Raw genomic sequence first — 14,346 nt, forward strand, 5'->3', positions numbered from 1 at the left:
TCGCGACCCACCTCGCGACCAGGCAGGGCGATCAGGCCAGCACGACCACCGAGCGCGGCGCCAGCTGCAGGGCATTGGGCAGCCGCCCCTGCACGGCGTCCCCGCTGGTCGCGAACGACAACACGATATCTCCACCGCCGGCCGGGATACGCGCCGGCTGTGCACCAAAGTTGATCAGAAGCTTGCTGCCGCCGCGGTGCAGCCGCAGCCAGCCCTGGCCGGCATCAATTTCCACGGCAATCTGGTCGAAGCGGGGATCGGTGAAATCGGGGTGGGTGCGGCGCAGCCGGGCCAAGTCGCGATAGAACCCAAGCAAGCGCGCATGCTCCGGCTCGACGGTTTCATTCCAATCGAGTTTGGACCGCTCGAAGGTCTGTTCGTCCTGCGGGTCGGGGACCACATCCGGGTTCCAGCCCATCCGGGCGAACTCGTTGATGCGCCCGGTCGCCGTCGCGGCGCCGAGTTCCGGTTCGGGATGCGAGGTGAAGAATTGCCACGGCGTGCTCGCGCCCCATTCTTCGCCCATGAACAACATCGGAGTGTACGGGCCCAGCAGCGTCAACGCTGCGGCAATCGCCAGCTGACCGGCGTCGAGCTGCTTGCCCAGTCGGTCACCGACGGCACGGTTGCCGATCTGGTCGTGGTTCTGCGATGCGACGACGAGCCGCCAGGTGGGCATCCGTTCGAGGTCGATGCGGCGCCCGTGGGTGCGCTCACGAAAGCTGGAATAGGTTCCGTCGTGAAAGAACCCGTGTGTGAGCACCTTGGCCAGTGCCGAGAGCGGCTCGAAATCCGCGTAGTACCCGCTGATTTCGCCGGTGAGGGCCACGTGCACGGCGTGATGAAAATCGTCGCTCCACTGCGCGTCGAGGCCGTAGCCGTTCGATTCGCGGGGTGTCACCAGGCGGGGGTCGTTCAGGTCGGATTCGGCGATCAGAGTGAGTGGCCGCCCGATCTCCGCACTGAGTGCGGCGACCTCGCCCGCCAGCTGCTCGAGCAGGTGCGTCGCGCTGGTATCGCGGAGGGCGTGCACCGCATCGAGGCGTAGTCCGTCGACGTGGTAATCGCCAAGCCACATCAGGGCGTTGTCCAGAATGTAGCGGCGCACCGGGTCGGAGTGCGGCCCGTCAAGATTGAGCGATGAACCCCAGGTGTTGCCCGCGGCATCGCTCAGGTAGGGGCCAAACTGCGGTAGGTAGTTGCCGCTGGGTCCGAGGTGGTTGTAGACGACGTCCTGGATAACGCCGATTCCGCGCTGGTGGCAGGCGTCGACGAACTTCTGATACGCGGCCGGGCCACCATAGCCCTCGTGCACGGCGTACCAGAGCACTCCGTCGTAGCCCCAATTGTGCGTGCCGTTGAACGCGTTCACCGGTAACAGCTCGACAAAGTCAACGCCGATCGACTGCAGGTGATCGAGCCGGCTGGTGGCCGATTCGAGGGTGCCCTCGGGAGTGAAGGTTCCGATGTGCAGCTCGTAGATCATGGCGCCGGCGAGCTGGCGGCCGGTCCAGTCGGCGTCCTGCCAGGCGTAGGCGGAAGGATCGAAGGTGCGTGACGGGGAGTGCACTCCGCCGGGCTGGCGCCGTGATCTCGGGTCGGGGAACGGCCCGCGTCCATCGATGACATAGCTATAGTCCACCGAGCCGCTGGCGCTGGGTCGAGCGGATGCCGGCAGTTCCCACCACCCGTCGTCGCGGGCCGCCATCTCGTGGCGGTCCTGGCCCAGTTGCGCCTGCACCGACGTGGCGTCAGGCGCCCAGACCGTAAAATTCGTGTCGCTCATGCGTGTCGTCCTGTGGGGGTGGGAGGTGATTGGTGGTCATCGGCGGCGACCAGCAGCGCCACCGGGTAGCGCTCGAGCACGTCGATCAGGCGCAGGCTGGGGCCCTCATAGCGGTGCTGCGTGAGCAGATCTAGGTAGCTGCGGCCGGCCACGGCGATCGCAGTATCCCCCCAGCCACCGGCCGCCTGCAGCCCGATCGGCAGTCGGGTGGCCACGGTCAGGACCCCCCCACGATCAAAGGCCACAACGTGGTCGGCGGCAGCTCCGAACGCGGGAACTGGAGCGTAGCGGGTGAAGAGGTCCGGCCGGTCGCGCCGTATCCGCAAGGCGCGCAAGGTGACCAGCAGCTTGGCGGCACCGCTCTCCTCAACCGGAGGGAGCCATCCGCCCTCGATGCGGGTCAGCAGGTCGCGGCGCAGCGCGTAGTCGACCGGCCGCCGGTTGTCGGGGTCGACGAGGGAGGTCTCCCACAGTTCGCTGCCCTGATACACATCGGGAATGCCCGGCATCGTCAGCTGCAGCAATTTGAGTGAGAGCGAATTGCTCCAGCCGGCCAGCTGCACCCGTCCGACCAACTCCGAGACCAGGTCGTGGGTAGGCCCGGGCTGAACGGCGGCGGTGACCAGCGCGTCGAGATCGGCCTCAAAATCGGGGTTCGCCCGGGTCCAGGTGGTGGAGGTTCCGGCTTCGCGGGCCGCCTTGAGCGCGTAGGCGGCGAGCCGCTCCCGGCTGGCCGGCCAGGCACCCACGATCGCCTGCCAGAGCAGGTTCTCGAAGGGTGCATCCCCGAGCGGATGCGCCGCTCGCAGCCGCTCCAGGGCGGCCTCCCACTCGGCCGGAATCTCGGCCAACACTGAAATGCGCGCACGAACGTCTTCGCCGCGTTTCGTGTCGTGGGTCGACAGGGTCGTCATCGACTGCGGAAACCCGGCCTGGCGGGTGCGCTGGCGGTCATGAAACTCCCCCACCGATACGGCGAACTCGCCCGGATCAGCGCCGACCTCATTCAACGAGGTCAACCGGCTGAACCGGTAGTACGCCCGATCTTCAACGCCCTTGGCCATGATCATGCCCGAGGTCTGCTGAAACCGCACGGCAGCCGGATGCCCCGGGTCGCCCAGCAACGGCAGCAATCGGTCAACCTCCGCCTGGAGATCGGCGCGGTGCGCAGCCGACCGGCGAGCGGCCTCCTCGAGATCGGCCAGGCCGAGGGGCAGATAGGAGCGATAGACCGGAAACCAGGCCAGCAGGTCGGCCAGAGCATCGATGGTGTTCTCGGCAACGTGCTCGGCAGCATGCTCAGCGCTCAGTTCGGGGCTCGGCACCAGGCGGGCGATTCGCAGCACCTCGGAGCGGAGAATGCTGTCGGCCACCGCGCGCTTGTTGCGGTAAACCAGATCGTCCCACGCTACGGCGTCACCCTGGAGCCGCATCTCGAGGCCGTCGAGGGCTTCCCGCGCGGCGGGATCGACGAGTACCCGGTCGACGTCGGCGAGAGCATCGTACCCGGTGGTGCCGGCGGTCGCCCAGCTCGTCGGCAGCTGTTCACGCCCCTCGAGAATCTTCTCCACCAGTACATAGGCGCCGTTGGTGGCCCGGCGCAGTTCGTCCAGGTAGCCCGCCGGGTCGGCAAGGCCATCGGGATGGTCGACCCGCAACCCCTGCACGAGCCCGTCGCTCACCCAACGCACGATTTCACGGTGCGATTCCTCGAATACCCACGGCACCTCGACCCGGATACCGGCCAGGCTGTTCACCGCGAAGAAACGGCGATAGTTCAGATCGTTGTCGGCGCGGCGCCAGTTCACGAGTTCGTAATGCTGGCGGGCGTGCACGTCAACCGGGCTGGCACCGTCATCGGCAGTTCCAGGCGCTATCGGAAACCGATTGTCGAAATAGCGCAGCTCGCCGTCGACGATCTCCAGCCGTGCGAGTTCCCCCGGGCCTGCTACGTCTTCACCGTTCTCATCGTCGCCGAGTACGGGGATGCGAAGCTTGCCCTGCCCGAAAGCCCAGTCAACGTCGAATGCCTCGGCGTAACGGGACTGCTGGCCGTTCTGCAACAGGTCCCACCACCACGCGTTGTGACGCGGCGTCGCGACGCCCACATGATTGGGCACAATATCCACGAGCACGCCCCGACCGGCGCGGTGCGCCGTCGCAGCGAACCGGTCCAGGCCCTCCGCGCCGCCACGCGCCGGGTCGACCAGGGAATGATCGACGACATCGTAGCCGTGGTCCGAGCCGGCTTCGGCCTTCAGCAGCGGTGACAGGTAGACCCAGTCGGCGCCGAGATCACGAAGGTAGCCCACGGTTTGCGCGGCCGCATCGAGGTCGAAGTCCGCCGTGATCTGCAGCCGGTAGGTGGACAGCGGCACTGCTACCTGGCCCGTTCCAAAACGTTCGGTGTCGGTCATTGCACGTCCTCAGCCCAGGTTCGGCAATGTGATCAATCCCGTGGCGCTGGCCAGGGACGCCGCAACGGAGTGATCGGGCGCAGGCTCGGGCTCATGATAGGCGCGCAATACCACGATCGATCGACCCGCCACAGTCTGAATGGCACCCGCCGGACGGGCAATCGAATCGGCGCCCTCCCCCGCGGTGTCAACCACGATTTCCCAGGCCGGGGCGTACTCCTCCGGCGGCAGATTGAACTCGACGTCTTCAGCGTCGGCGTTGAACAGAATCAAAAAGTTATCGTCGGTGACTTCCTGGCCGCGCGCGTCCCGCTCGCGGATGCCGCTGCCGTTGAGAAACTTGGCAACGGTGCGGGCCAGGTTTTCATCCCAGTCTTCCGACGACATCGGTTGCCCATCGGTGTTGAGCCAGACGATGTCGGGCAGCGATTCGCCCGCCTCCTGGGAACCGGGGTGACCGTCAAAAAATCGGCTGCGCCGAAACGTGGGGTGTTCCCGGCGCAGGCGCGAAACGGCCGCCGTGAATTCGATCAACGGTACATCCGCTTCGTCCCAGTGCACCCAGGTGAGTTCGGAGTCTTGGGCGTAGGTGTTGTTGTTACCCTTTTGGGTGCGGCCCAGCTCGTCGCCATGCAACAACATCGGTACCCCCTGCGACAGCAGCAGGGTCGCGATGAAGTTACGGGCCTGCCGAGCGCGAAGCCCCCGAATCGCAGCGTCGTCAGTGGGGCCTTCAACACCGGAATTCCACGAGCGGTTGTGCGACTCACCGTCGTTGTTGTCTTCGCCGTTGGCATCGTTGTGCTTCTCGTTATACGAGACCAGGTCGGCGATGGTGAAGCCGTCGTGCGCGGTCACGAAGTTGATCGACGCCATGGGAAAGCGCCCGGAGTGTTCGTACAGGTCAGCCGACCCCGCCACGCGGGAGGCGAACTCGCCGAGGGTTGACGGCTCTCCGCGCCAAAAATCCCGCACGGTATCGCGGTATTTCCCGTTCCACTCCGACCATTGGGAGGGAAAATTGCCCACCTGGTAGCCGCCGGGCCCCACATCCCAAGGCTCAGCAATGAGCTTGACCTGAGACACGATCGGGTCCTGCTGCACCAGTTCAAAAAAGGTGGAGAGCTTGTCGACCTCGTACAGGTCACGCGCGAGGGCCGAAGCCAAATCGAACCGAAAACCATCGACGTGCATTTCGATAACCCAGTACCGCAGCGAGTCCATGATGAGCTGCAGCACGTGCGGGTGCCGCACGTTGAGGGTGTTGCCGGTACCCGTGTAGTCCATGTAATACCGTTTGTCGTCGTCCATCAAACGGTAGTAGGCCTCGTTGTCGATGCCCTTGAACGACAGCGTCGGCCCCATGTGGTTGCCCTCAGCGGTGTGGTTGTAGACCACGTCGAGAATGACTTCGATGCCGGCGGCGTGCAGGCTACGCACCATGCCCTTGAATTCCTGCACCTGCTGCCCAAGATCACCGGTCGAGGAATACGCGTTGTGTGGCGCAAAAAACCCGATCGTGTTGTAGCCCCAATAGTTGTTCAGGCCCTGCTCCACTAGGGTGCCGTCATTGACGAACTGGTGCACGGGCATCAGCTCGATGGCGGTCACGCCGAGCTTCTGTAGGTGCTCGATGACCACCGGATGCGCCACGCCGGCGTAGGTGCCCCGCTGGCTTTCCGGAACCGACTCCTGCAGCTTGGTGAGGCCCTTCACGTGTGCCTCGTAGATGAACGACTCGCTGTAGGGCGTGCGCAGTGACCGGTCGCCGGTCCAATCGAAGAACGGGTTCACGACGACGCCGAGCATCATGTGCGAGGCGGAGTCCTCATCGTTGGGCGAATCCGGGTCGTTGAAGTCGTAGGAGAACAGCGACGGATCCCAGTCGATGGCCCCGGTGGTCGCCTTGGCGTAGGGGTCGAGCAGCAGCTTGTTCGGGTTGGCCCGGTTTCCCACCTCCGGGTTGTAATGACCGTGCACCCGATATCCGTAGCGCTGGCCCGGTTGAACGAGGGGCAGGTAGCAGTGCCAGATATACGCGGATGACTCGCGCACTTCGACCCGCGTCTCCCCTCCGTCTTCGTCGATGAGACACAATTCGACGCGTTCGGCGGCTTCGCTGAACAGGGCGAAGTTGGTGCCGCTCCCGTCATACGTTGCGCCGAGGGGGTAAGCGGTTCCGGGCCAGGTTTCCATGAGACTCCTCGAATGAAGATGGGACACGGTCAGGTGCGAGGTGTAGCGGTCAGAGCGCGTACAGCAACCAGACAGCGCACAGACCGTGGGTCTGAAGACGCTTGGAGAATACGCTACAGGCATCCGCTGACCACTTCGGTCACCGACCTGCCGTGCCGGAAATGAGTCAGCCGAGTTGTTCGCGTACGAGTGGCGCCACCTGGCTACCGTAGAGCTCAATACTGGTCATGAGCTTCTCGTGCGGCAGCGTGCCGATGCTGTATTTGAGGTCAAACCGAGATAGCCCGAGGCCCCGCACCACGGTGGTAATTTTCGTCGCTACGGTCTCGGGCGATCCGACGAAGATGGCACCGTCGGGGCCGGCTTCCTGCTCGAACCGTTCCCGGGTGGCCGGGCCCCAGCCACGTTCGCGACCGATCCGGTTCGTCATGGCCTCGTAGTGCGGCCACATTTCGTCGCGAGCCTGGGCATCCGTCGCGGCAATATAGCCGGGCGAGTGCTCACCGATTGCCAGCGCGGGCTTCTCGAACTGGGCTAGGGCGCGGTGATACAAATCCACGAGGGGAGCAAACGAGAGCGGGGCACCACCGATGATAGCGAGCATAAGAGGCAGACCGTAGTGCGCGGCGCGAATGACCGATTCGGGGCTCCCCCCGACACCGATCCAGGTTTTGATCGACCCAGACTCGGTTGGCGGAAAGACTCGCTGGTCTGTCAGGGCTGGTCGCGTCCGGCCCGACCAGGTCACCGGCGCTTCCTTGAGCAGTTCGGTGAACAAATCCAGCTTTTCGTCGAACAACGTCTCGTAGTCGCTGAGGTCGAGGCCGAACAGCGGAAAGGACTCGGTGAACGAGCCGCGTCCCAGAATAACCTCGGCGCGCCCGCTCGATACAGCGTCAAGCGTCGCGAACCGCTGGTAAACCCGAACCGGGTCGTCCGAGCTCAGCACGCTGACGGCCGAACCCAGTCGGATCCGGCTCGTCCGGCCAGCGATCGCGGCGAGCACCACCTCGGGTGCCGAGACGGCGAAATCGGAACGGTGGTGCTCGCCGATACCGAAGAAATCCACCCCCACCTGATCGGCCAGCACGGCTTCCGCCACGACGTTGCGCAGCACCTGCGGCTGGCTGAGCGGCCGCCCGTCCGCGCCATAGGTGACGTCACCGAAGGTATCGAGTCCTAGTTCAAGTTTGTGGGGCACGCGGTTTGGCCTTTCCAGAAGATAATCTCCATGCGAATGCATATACCGGTGGAACCTCACCCGGACTCCAGGTATTCCGCCGGTCACTGACGGCTGCTCGCGGAGGACTCCGGAGGGCGCGGAGGCCGCCGGAGGGCGCTAAGCCGAACGGGTTACGCGGCGGTCGCGGCGGGCGCGCCACCAGGCCCAAGCACGAGTGACAATACGTTTGAGAAAATCACCGAGTCGACGCGCCCAGGCAAACTCGGTGCCGAGCACCGCCAGGCCCAAAAAAACAATGAGCCAGCCAGGCCCCGGCAGGGGGATCAACACGACCCCGATCACAATAATGACGGTGCCCAGCGCCCCAACACCCACTCGATAGGCAATGAGCAGATAGGGATGTCCGTCTACCCAGGCGCGGGCACGACGAAGAGCACGACGCACCGGATGCCGCGGGTCGCTGCCGTTCGCGATATCGCGGGACAGGCTGTTGGACATTTACCCAATCTAGGGCAACACGCTGGGAGGCCGCCAGCGCTATCTGGTTTCAGGCACGTCGGCGGCCTCAAGCTCTAACCGCCGCTAGCGGAGTGGCGTATCGTCGGACACGGCGTCAAGGTAATACCAGGCGCGGCCCTCTTTTAAAAAGCGACTACTTTCGTGCTGCTGCCCCGATATACCGTCCTCACGATAGTGGGCTATGAATTCCACAATGCCTTCTGTATCGAGCAAACTCCCACGCACGGTGCGCAGGATATCGAGGCGGCGCCACGTTATCGACACAGCAAGCTCCAATGAATCCGGCCTGGTGAGCGGATGCCACGTGTTCAGCAGATAGTGAGCGTCGCCGCACGCAAATGCACTGTACCGCGACCGCATCAACCACTCGGCGGTGGGCGGCAAAGCCGCTTTGCTGTGGAAACGACCGCAGCAGGCGGAGTAGGTATCCCCGCTCAGGCAGGGACACCGCTGTTCCAACGTGCTCATGGCCTCTGACGCGTTTCTGAGCGCCTAAAGAAGGTCATCCGCAGGCCGGGCGCTATTTGGCCTGTGCGTTCGCGTACGCCTCGCGTACGGTGCCGGCAATGCGTCCACGGTCGGATACCTGCATGCCGTTGGCGGCGGCCCAGGCACGGATAGCCTGCAGCTCGGCGCGGTCGGAGCCGGCGGAACCGGTTGCGCGCGTCTTGGCCGGCACATAACCCACGCGCCGTGCGACGTTAGTGTATGGCTTCATAGCCGCTTGAAATTCAGTGAGATTCTCGGTTGAGAGATCAATCTCGTACGAGTTGCCCTCGAAGCCGAAAGAAACCGTTGTTCCGGAGCCATTCTCGATAACGGTGCCGTCGAGGTCGTCAAGCAGTTGAACCGTGGTCTTCTTCATTCTGAGCTTCTCCAATGAGATATCGACTGCATTCGGGATGGATACATTCTCTTTGTGGCATTTACCACTCACGAATTATCGCCGACCACACCCTTATTGCGATACCCGCCACGCGGTATTTCTTTTATACTCACAACTCCTGCACTGCAACCCTCGACGAAAGACCTCGTGTGAATAATGACCGCATCAAAAGCGGCAGGGCAGCCTCCGTACGGCTGGTCGTCGGCATCGCACTCGGTTCGTCTTCCCGCGCCGATCACCGAGAAAAAACATGCCAAAAGAAATACGACGAAGATGGCGCGAGGCAAAAAAAATAGCCCCGACACTGTCGGGACTATTTCCTATTTGGTGGATCCGAGGGGATTCGAACCCCTGACCCCCTGCATGCCATGCAGGTGCGCTACCAGCTGCGCCACGGACCCAGATTGCTGTTTCGAATCTCTCCGAAACAACTTTGTTAGCTTACAACACAGAATGTGATCTGCGAAACCGAAGCTACTCCACGACCTCGTCAGCGGTGTCCTCGGACGCCTCAAACTCCGCGTCAGCATCGTCGTCAACGACCTTTTTGGAGGCAATCCCGGTCGGAATCACCGGGCAGTCCTTCCACAGGCGCTCCAGGGAGTAGTACTGGCGCTCTTCCTCGTGAAAGACGTGTACGACGAGGTCGCCGAAGTCCACGAGCACCCAGCGGCCGGCCGCACGTCCCTCGCGACGCAACGGCTTGTGACCGGCTTCGATGAGCTTGTCTTCGATCTCACCGGCGATCGCGACGACATTGCGCTCGGAACGTCCCGTGACGATAAAGAAAATATCGGCCAGGGGAAGCGGGTTGGAGACGTCAAGAGCGACCAGATCTTCTCCTCCCTTCGAGTCTGCGGCGGCGACGGCGATGGTGAGCAACTCGAGGGCGTGAGGAGAAGTGGTCATGAATGAATCCTTGAGATTGTGCCGCACTGCATGAGTGCCCGTGCGGCGATGATGGGAGGAACGAAAGAGAGCGAGCCGCGCAGGCCCGAAAAGTAGGGGTGGCTTAGCCTCACCGGACAGACCACTAGAAGATGCCCAACAGGTAGCCGGCTAGGAGCCCCAGCACGCTGACGGCTAGAACAGCAGTTGTGATGACCAGAACCATCGGCAGTGAGGCGTGCTGTTTCTTGGGTGGCGTCAACATGCCTCGCGTGGAGGCGTGCGTGCTCACAGCGCGACTCGCGCTGACCGGTGCCGAATCGCCGCCGAGTTGATCAACACCCAGTTGATCGGCGTCGAGCTGGTCCACGTGATGATCCATCTCGGAGGAATCGAACATATTTGGATGCGCGCCGGTTGACCCGAGACTGCGCGGCAGGTCGAACGAGCCCGTGATCATGATCTCACCGGTATTGGAGATCGGGCTCACGGTCTGGCCCTGGTGGGGCACCGAGGGCAGAATAAGCGCGTTCGTGGTGGTGGGAATGCCGCCAGCGCCGATACCGCGGTTGATCAATTCGTCGAGCGACTGGTCAGGCCGTTGCACCCCGGCGGGCTCCCCGACGGCATCGACGGACCAGTGTCCGATCGGCGGCGTCCACACGTTTTTGGCACTCGGAGTGACGTCGGCGCGCAGTTCAGCTTCGGTCGGGTCGGCTTCGGGCGGGTCGGCCTGGACATCCTCGACGGCAACCGTTTCAATGAGTTCGGCCACGACCGGCTCTTCCACCGGCGCTGAGTCGACCACGGCGGTGTCTGCCTGCTCCTGGCGCGCGTACAGGGCGCGCAGTTCCCGGCGGCTCAGCTCGTGCGGGGCTGGCGTTGAATCACCGGATACCGTGGCGGCTGAGGAATTCGCTGCAACCGGTGCTGCCGACTCGCCCTGGCCGCTCGGCCCCGTTGACCCTGTGGTCGCCTCGGACGCTCCAGCGGCGTGGTGATGGTTCGATCGTCGCGATGACGAAGTCGCGGCCGACGCGGCAAACGGTGCCGGTCGTAGCGCAGCGGGGACCAGAACAGGAACGTTGAGGTCGGGAGTCGCATCGTTCACGGGGACGACTTCTTCGCCCCGGCCTCTGGCGCGTTCGCGCGCCTGACGTCGGCTGAGCGGCTGAGAGTCTCCCAACGTCATGCCACACTCCGATACAGATGATGCTTTGATATGTACTGGACAACCCCGTCGGGGACCAGATACCAGACCGGGAATCCCCGGTTGACCCGTGCCCGGCAGTCAGTGGACGAAATGGCCAGTGCCGGCACTTCCAACAAGCTTACGTCTTGGTTCGGCAAACCCGAAACGCTCAGCTCATGGCCCGGACGACTCACAGCCACGAAATGTGCCAGCTGCCACAGCTCCCGCACATCTTTCCAACCGAGAATCTGCGTGATCGCATCCGCTCCGGTAATAAAGAACAACTCCGCATCGGGACGCTCTTCGTGCAGGTCGCGCAGGGTGTCGATCGTGTAGGTGGGCCCGACACGGTCGATATCCACCCGGCTCACGGTGAACTGCGGATTGGACGCGGTCGCAATAACGGTCATCAGATACCGATGTTCGCCGCGGGTCACGCCGCTCTTCTGCCACGGTTGCCCCGTCGGCACGAAGACAACCTCGTCGAGGTCGAAGCTCTGCGCCACCTCGCTGGCGGCAACCAGGTGCCCATGGTGAATGGGGTCAAACGTTCCGCCCATCACGCCGATGCGCGGACGACGAACTGTCACGTTAAAATCAGGCTTCTAGTGGCCACCGGTGCTGGACGTACCACCGTGTCCGCCGTGGGCGGCAGCGTAGGCGTTGGCCTTGCCGCTGTGGCGGTTGGCAACATCGCGAAAGCTCCACAGCACGACGCCGAGGGCTACAAAGAGCACGGCAGCGACCATCGGGTAGACGATGAGCGGCAGCGGCAGGGCGACATGCTCGACCTCGGTCAGTACGGCACTCAGAAAAGACATCGGTTCTCCATTCACGCGCCGCAACGTGAGGTGCGGCATACAGTGGCAGCGACAGGTCGCGGGCCTGGCGGCTCACGCCGTCGCCTCATTCTAGCCGGACCCCGGCAGGTAACCGGACCTACGCGCGCACCTGGCCGGTGCCGCGTACGATCCACTTTGTGCTGGTCAGCTCGGGCAAACCCATCGGTCCGCGAGCGTGCAGCTTCTGGGTGGAAATTCCCACCTCGGCACCGAAACCGAACTCGCCACCGTCGGTGAACCGAGTTGACGTGTTGACCATGACGGATGCCGAGTCAACCTCGTTCAGAAAACGTTCCGCATTTTGCAGGTCGTTCGTGATGATCGACTCGGTGTGGCCGGTTGAATAGCGTCGAATGTGGTCGATCGCCTCGTCGAGCGAGTCCACGATGGCCACGGAGATGTCGAGACTCATGTATTCGGTGGCCCAGTCCTCATCGGTTGCGGCAACCGCAGCCGGATAGATTGCGCGCGTTCGGGCATCCGCATGAATGGTGACACCGGATTCGGCTAGCTTGCCGAGCACCTCGGGCAGCAGCCGTTCGGCCGCGCTGCGGTGAACGAGGAGTGTTTCGAGGGCGTTGCACACGCTCGGACGGTGCGTCTTGGAGTTGTGCACGATGTCGATCGCCCACTGCTTGGTGGCGCTCTCATCGAGGAACACATGCACGACCCCCGCGCCGGTTTCGATGACCGGAACCTGAGATTCCGTCACGACGGTCTGGATGAGGTTGGCGCTTCCGCGGGGAATGAGCACGTCAACGTAGCCACGCGCCTTCATGAGTTCGGTCGCACCGGCCCGACCGAAGGGATCGATGGTCTGTACTGAGTCTGCGTTGAGTCCGGCGTCGGATATCGCTGTCTGCACCAGATCAATGAGCACCCGGTTGCTGTTCTCCGCGGCGGAACCGCCCCGGAGTACCACAGCGTTGCCGCTCTTCAACGCGAGGGCGGCGAGGTCAACGGTGACATTGGGACGAGCCTCGTAGATAACGCCGATAACACCGAAGGGTACGCGCACCTGGCTGATCTTGATGCCGTTGGGCAGGCTGCTGCCACGCACCACCTGCCCGACCGGGTCGGTGAGGAGGGCGATCTGTTCGACCGAGTCAGCCAGTGCCAGAATGCGGGGTTCGTCGAGCTTCAACCGGTCGAGCAGACCGCTGGTGAGACCATTAGCGGTTCCGGCTTCAAGGTCAAGTTGGTTAGCCGTTATGATCTGCGAAGAATTCTCGCGCAGGGATTGAGCAATCAGCTTGAGAGCTTTGTTCTTCACTTGGGTCGGTGCCGAAGCAAGAGACAGGGAGGCGGTGCGAGCCGCTTCAAGGGTGGGCGTGAGCTGGGCTACATCGTTCAGAGACTGCAACATTCCGCTAGTTTACATGCCGCCAATTCGCGTGTCCCTCACAGTGGTGTCGTGGCAGTGCGCGGAGGCCCGGTCGAGCGATCAGGGCAGCCGTGGTGCTGACGGCGCGATCGAAGGCTCGAACCAGGTTCCGACCGGCTCGCCGCGCAGCGCCTCGGCCACCAGGCCGGTCGCGGTGACGAGTACGGCGGTTCCGGCCTGGGCTGCAATGCGAGCCGCGGTCACCTTGGTACTCGCTCCCCCGGTGCCGACCCCGTTGACCGCTGTTGCCCCGAATTCCATTCCGATCAGCGGGTCACCGCTGGGAACATGGCTGATCCGCTCGGCCCCCGGCATATCCGGCGGGCAGGTGTAGAGGGCATCTACATCGCTGAGCAACACGAGCAGATCGGCACCGATCAGGGTGGCCACGAGTGCGGCGAGCCGGTCGTTGTCTCCGAAGCGGATCTCGTGGGTGGCGACAGTGTCGTTTTCGTTCACGATCGGGAGAATGCGCAGCGCCATCAGACGCTCCATGGCACGTTGCGCATTGCCACGGTGGGTCGCGTTATCGAGGTCGCTCGCGCTCAGCAAAACCTGACCGGCCACGATGTTATACCGGTCGAGCCGGTTCTGGTATCGGAAGATCAGCAGATTTTGGCCGACGGATGCCGCCGCCTGCTGGGTGGCCAGGTCGGTCGGGCGTTCCTGCAACTGCAGATACGGCATACCGATCGCGATCGCGCCCGAAGAAACCAGGACGACCTCGGCTCCCCGGGCGTGCGCCTCGGCCAGAGCGTCGACGAGCGGCGCGATTTGACCGGAATTCTCGCCGCTGATCGAGGAAGAGCCGACCTTGACCACGATGCGGGCAGCCGACTGCACGACCTGCTGGGAGCGAGCCCTCATTGCGATGAGGCTTCACGAACGACAACACTCACAACGTGCAACCCCACAAGCAACTGGCCCTCCGGCGCGAATTATGGTCGCGCAACGCGGCCAACGGCAGTTTAGCGCACCCGGTCAGGCCGACAGGTCACAGCCGGGGGTTCCTGCAGCAAGCCGGACGGGTACAGCAGCGGTTACAGCAGCGGG

The 14,346-nt window shown here is 63.6% G+C and carries 13 protein-coding genes and 1 tRNA gene; all 14 read right to left on the minus strand.

All coding sequences use genetic code 11. The features are described from left to right. Window positions 1-31: 31 nt before the first annotated feature. Entirely contained in the window at window positions 32-1,786 is a 1,755-nt protein-coding gene (gene treZ / locus QMK22_RS14260) for a malto-oligosyltrehalose trehalohydrolase (protein WP_283498316.1), read from the minus strand. Beyond that, complete coding sequence (gene treY, locus QMK22_RS14265; RefSeq protein ID WP_283498317.1) at window positions 1,783-4,203, minus strand: malto-oligosyltrehalose synthase; 2,421 nt, start codon at window positions 4,201-4,203, stop codon at window positions 1,783-1,785. The genes treZ and treY overlap by 4 nt, the downstream gene beginning before the upstream one ends. Before the next feature lie 9 nt (window positions 4,204-4,212). After that, a complete protein-coding gene (gene glgX / locus QMK22_RS14270; RefSeq protein ID WP_283498318.1) occupies window positions 4,213-6,399 on the minus strand; it encodes a glycogen debranching protein GlgX in 2,187 nt (728 codons plus the stop codon). A 166-nt stretch (window positions 6,400-6,565) separates the two neighbouring features. Next, window positions 6,566-7,600 carry an LLM class flavin-dependent oxidoreductase gene (locus QMK22_RS14275; protein WP_283498319.1) on the minus strand — a complete coding sequence of 345 codons (1,035 nt, stop codon included), beginning with the start codon at window positions 7,598-7,600 and terminating at the stop codon, window positions 6,566-6,568. Between the two features lie 138 nt (window positions 7,601-7,738). Then, on the minus strand, window positions 7,739-8,080 hold the full coding sequence (locus tag QMK22_RS14280; protein WP_283498320.1) for a TIGR02611 family protein: 342 nt from the start codon (window positions 8,078-8,080) through the stop codon (window positions 7,739-7,741). A gap of 84 nt (window positions 8,081-8,164) precedes the next feature. Beyond that, window positions 8,165-8,569: a YchJ family protein gene (locus QMK22_RS14285; RefSeq protein WP_283498321.1), complete on the minus strand. Its 405-nt coding sequence runs from the start codon at window positions 8,567-8,569 to the stop codon at window positions 8,165-8,167. Window positions 8,570-8,621: 52 nt separating this feature from the next. Then, window positions 8,622-8,966, minus strand: coding sequence for a histone-like nucleoid-structuring protein Lsr2 (locus QMK22_RS14290; protein ID WP_283498322.1), 345 nt, complete (start codon window positions 8,964-8,966; stop codon window positions 8,622-8,624). Between the two features lie 346 nt (window positions 8,967-9,312). Next, window positions 9,313-9,388: transfer RNA gene (locus QMK22_RS14295), tRNA-Ala, on the minus strand. A 73-nt stretch (window positions 9,389-9,461) separates the two neighbouring features. Beyond that, window positions 9,462-9,896, minus strand: coding sequence for a ribosome silencing factor (gene rsfS, locus QMK22_RS14300; RefSeq protein ID WP_283498323.1), 435 nt, complete (start codon window positions 9,894-9,896; stop codon window positions 9,462-9,464). A 124-nt stretch (window positions 9,897-10,020) separates the two neighbouring features. Beyond that, a complete protein-coding gene (locus QMK22_RS14305) occupies window positions 10,021-11,067 on the minus strand; it encodes a prolipoprotein diacylglyceryl transferase (RefSeq protein ID WP_283498324.1) in 1,047 nt (348 codons plus the stop codon). Then, window positions 11,064-11,657: a nicotinate-nucleotide adenylyltransferase gene (nadD, locus tag QMK22_RS14310; protein ID WP_283498325.1), complete on the minus strand. Its 594-nt coding sequence runs from the start codon at window positions 11,655-11,657 to the stop codon at window positions 11,064-11,066. The genes QMK22_RS14305 and nadD overlap by 4 nt, the downstream gene beginning before the upstream one ends. Window positions 11,658-11,672: 15 nt before the next feature. Beyond that, on the minus strand, window positions 11,673-11,888 hold the full coding sequence (locus QMK22_RS14315) for a hypothetical protein (protein ID WP_283498326.1): 216 nt from the start codon (window positions 11,886-11,888) through the stop codon (window positions 11,673-11,675). Between the two features lie 118 nt (window positions 11,889-12,006). After that, a complete protein-coding gene (locus QMK22_RS14320; protein WP_283498327.1) occupies window positions 12,007-13,275 on the minus strand; it encodes a glutamate-5-semialdehyde dehydrogenase in 1,269 nt (422 codons plus the stop codon). A 78-nt stretch (window positions 13,276-13,353) separates the two neighbouring features. Then, window positions 13,354-14,160, minus strand: a complete 807-nt coding sequence (gene proB / locus QMK22_RS14325) for a glutamate 5-kinase (RefSeq protein WP_283498328.1) — start codon at window positions 14,158-14,160, stop codon at window positions 13,354-13,356. Between the last annotated feature and the right edge of the window lie 186 nt (window positions 14,161-14,346).

Origin of the sequence: Cryobacterium sp. PH29-G1, assembly GCF_030063365.1 — a bacterium.
Lineage (GTDB): Bacteria > Actinomycetota > Actinomycetes > Actinomycetales > Microbacteriaceae > Cryobacterium.

Excerpts from the sequence above, each read along its gene's own strand:
- QMK22_RS14280 (WP_283498320.1), bottom strand. The coding sequence starts at position 8,080 with ATGTCCAACAGCCTGTCCCGCGATATCGCGAACGGCAGCGACCCGCGG.
- treZ (WP_283498316.1), bottom strand. The coding sequence starts at position 1,786 with ATGAGCGACACGAATTTTACGGTCTGGGCGCCTGACGCCACGTCGGTG.
- rsfS (WP_283498323.1), bottom strand. The coding sequence starts at position 9,896 with ATGACCACTTCTCCTCACGCCCTCGAGTTGCTCACCATCGCCGTCGCC.
- QMK22_RS14305 (WP_283498324.1), bottom strand. The coding sequence starts at position 11,067 with ATGACGTTGGGAGACTCTCAGCCGCTCAGCCGACGTCAGGCGCGCGAA.
- QMK22_RS14290 (WP_283498322.1), bottom strand. The coding sequence starts at position 8,966 with ATGAAGAAGACCACGGTTCAACTGCTTGACGACCTCGACGGCACCGTT.
- proB (WP_283498328.1), bottom strand. The coding sequence starts at position 14,160 with ATGAGGGCTCGCTCCCAGCAGGTCGTGCAGTCGGCTGCCCGCATCGTG.
- glgX (WP_283498318.1), bottom strand. The coding sequence starts at position 6,399 with ATGGAAACCTGGCCCGGAACCGCTTACCCCCTCGGCGCAACGTATGAC.
- QMK22_RS14320 (WP_283498327.1), bottom strand. The coding sequence starts at position 13,275 with ATGTTGCAGTCTCTGAACGATGTAGCCCAGCTCACGCCCACCCTTGAA.
- treY (WP_283498317.1), bottom strand. The coding sequence starts at position 4,203 with ATGACCGACACCGAACGTTTTGGAACGGGCCAGGTAGCAGTGCCGCTG.
- QMK22_RS14315 (WP_283498326.1), bottom strand. The coding sequence starts at position 11,888 with ATGTCTTTTCTGAGTGCCGTACTGACCGAGGTCGAGCATGTCGCCCTG.
- QMK22_RS14285 (WP_283498321.1), bottom strand. The coding sequence starts at position 8,569 with ATGAGCACGTTGGAACAGCGGTGTCCCTGCCTGAGCGGGGATACCTAC.